1 protein-coding gene is annotated in these 3,064 nt (G+C 72.5%); it reads left to right on the forward strand.

Features of this window, described 5'->3' with window-relative positions:
- A partial coding sequence (locus A7A76_RS00610) for a non-ribosomal peptide synthetase (protein WP_206409369.1) occupies positions 1 to 3,064 on the forward strand: 3,064 nt, incomplete at both ends.

The following is a 3,064-nucleotide window of genomic DNA, read 5'->3' on the forward strand; positions in this document are numbered from 1 at the left end:
CGCCGGCGCGGTGTTCGCCGCGCCGACGCCGCAGGCGCTGGCCTCGCGCCTGGCCGCTACTGCGAACGCGGCCACGGCCGCGGTGGAAACGCCGCCGAACCTGATCGCGGCCGACGCCACGGCGATCGAGCCGTCGATGCTGCCGTTGGCGGACCTGAGCCAGGACGAGATCGACCGCATCGTCGCCGCCACGCCCGGCGGCGCGGCCAACATCGAAGACATCTACGGCCTGTCGCCGCTGCAGGAAGGCATGCTGTTCCACCACCTGCTCGCCGACGCCGGCGGCGATGCCTATGTGCAGCGCTGGGTGCTGGCGTTCGATTCGCGCGCGCGGCTGGATGAGTTCCTGGCCGCGGCGCGGCAGGTGTCGGCGCGCCACGGCGCGCTGCGCACCGCGCTGCACTGGCAGGGCCTGCCGCAACCGGTGCAGGTGGTGCAACGCCGCGCCGAGATTCCGCTCGAAGAATTGCCCGCGCAAGCCGACGCGCTGGACGCGCTGCTGCGCCACAGCGACCCGCGCCGGCAGCGCCTGGACCTGGGCCGGGCGCCGCTGTTGCGCGCCTGCGCGATCGAATCCGCCGACGGCGCCTGCCATCTGGCCCTGCTCGGCCATCACCTGATCATCGATCACGTCAGCCTGGAACTGCTGCTGGAGGAAATGCAGGCGATCGTCGCCGGCCGCGCGGAAACGTTGCCGGCGCCTTGGCCCTACCGCGATTTCATCGCCGCGGTACGGCGCGCGCCGGCGGCGGACTACGACGACTACTTCCGCGCCCGCCTGGGCGACATCGACGAGCCGACCGCGCCGTTCGGCGCGCTGGAAGTGCGCGGCAACGGCCAGGACATCCACGAGGCCGAGGTGGCGCTGCCCGCGCAGCTGTCGGCGCAGGTGCGCGAGCTCGCGCAGCGTCACGGCGCCACGCCGGCGGCGTTGCTGCATCTGGCCTGGGCGCTGGTGGCCGCGCGCGCCAGCGGGCGCGAGAGCGTGGTGTTCGGCACCGTGCTGTCCGGCCGCCAGCGCGGCGGCGAAGGCGCGGCGCGCGCGCTGGGCCTGTTCGTCAACACCTTGCCGTTGCGGGTGGACCTGGGCGCCACGCCGGTGGTCGAGGCGCTGGCTGCGATGCAGGCCAACCTCGCCGATCTGGTCGCGCACGAATACGCCTCGCTCGCCCAGGCGCAGCGCTGCAGCGGCGTGGACGCGGCGCGGCCGCTGTTCACCAGCGTGTTCAACTATCGCCACAACCGCGCCACCCGCGCCGGCGCGCACACGCCGCTGTGGGACGGCGCGCGGGTGATCGACAGCCAGGAGCGCAGCAACTACCCGTTGCTGATCAACCTCAACGACGACGGCGAGGGCTTCTCGCTCGGCGTGCAATGCTGCGAGCCGATGGATCCGCAACGCATCGGCGCCAACATGCGCATGGCGGTGGCGGGGCTGGTCGAGGCGCTGGCGCAGGAACCGCAGCGCGCCCTGGCCCGGATCGAAGTGCTGCCGGCCGAAGAGCGCGCGCTGCTGCTGCAGCAGCGCAACGCCACCGAGGCGGCGTATCCGCACGAAAGCTGCCTGCACGAGCTGTTCCGCGCCCAGGCCGACGCCACCCCCGACGCCATCGCGGTGATCGGCGAGGGCCTGCGCTGGAGCTACGCCGAACTCGACGCGCGCGCCAATCGCCTGGCCCATCGCTTGGTGCAGGCCGGCGTCGGACCGGATCGGCACGTGGCGGTGTGCATGCAGCGCTCGCCGGCGATGGTGGTCGCGCTGCTGGCCACGCTCAAGGCCGGCGGCGCCTACGTGCCGCTGGATCCGAGCTATCCGGCGCAGCGGCTGGCCGAGCTGATCGAAGACGCCGCGCCGATGCTGCTGTTGGCCGACGCGGTCGGCCGCGCCGCGCTGGACGGGCATACGCTGGAGACGATCGATCCCAACAACGATATCGACGGCCCCGGCCACGACCCGCAGGTCGAGGGCATGCATTCGCGCCGGCTGGCGTATGTGATGTACACCTCCGGCTCCACCGGCCGGCCCAAGGGCGTGATGATCGAGCACCGCTCGGTGGTCAACCGCCTGGCCTGGATGCAGACCGCGTTCGGCCTGCAGCCCGAAGAGCGCGTGTTGCAGAAAACGCCGTTCACCTTCGACCTGTCGGTGTGGGAGTTCTTCTGGACCCTGCTGTGGGGCGGCACCCTGGTGGTGGCCGCGCCCGACGCGCACAAGGACCCGGCCGCGCTCGCCGCGACCATCGTCGAGCACGAAGTGACCACCGCGCATTTCGTGCCCTCGATGCTGGGCGTGTTCCTGCAGGCGCCGGAGGCCTCGCACTGCGTTTCGCTGCGGCGCACGATCTGCGGCGGCGAAGCGCTGCCGGCGGCGATGGTGCGCAAGTGGTATTCGCGCCTGCCGTGGGCGCGGCTGCACAACCTCTACGGCCCCACCGAGGCGACGCTGGACGTGACCGCCTGGGCCTGCCCGCCCGATTTCGACGGCGATGCGGTGCCGATCGGCCGGCCGATCGACAACAACCAGGTCTACGTGCTCGACGCGCGCGGCCAGCCGGTGCCGACCGGCGCGATCGGCGAGTTGTACCTGGGCGGCGTCGGCATCGCGCGCGGCTATCTCAACCGCGCCGAACTGACCGCCGAGCGCTTCGTCCCCGACCCCTTCCACGGCGATCCGGACGCGCGCATGTACCGCACCGGCGACCTGACCCGCTGGTCGCCGGACGGCGAACTGCTGTACCTGGGCCGCAACGACCACCAGATCAAGATCCGCGGTTTCCGGGTCGAGCTCGGCGAGATCGAGGCGCACCTGTGCGAATGCGACGAGGTGCGCGAGGCGGTGGTGGTGGCGCACGGCAGCGGCGAGTCCACACAGTTGCTGGCCTACGTGCTGGCCGCGCCGGACCCGCAACTGGCGGCGTCGCTGCGCGCGCAGTTGCTCGCGCGCCTGCCCGAGCACATGGTGCCGGCCGCATTCGTGCGCCTGGACGAATGGCCGGTGATGCCCAACGGCAAGCTCGACCGGCGCGCCTTGCCGGCGCCCGACGCCGGCGCGCTGGCGGTGCGC

This window comes from Lysobacter enzymogenes, assembly GCF_017168095.1.
Lineage (GTDB): Bacteria > Pseudomonadota > Gammaproteobacteria > Xanthomonadales > Xanthomonadaceae > Lysobacter > Lysobacter enzymogenes_D.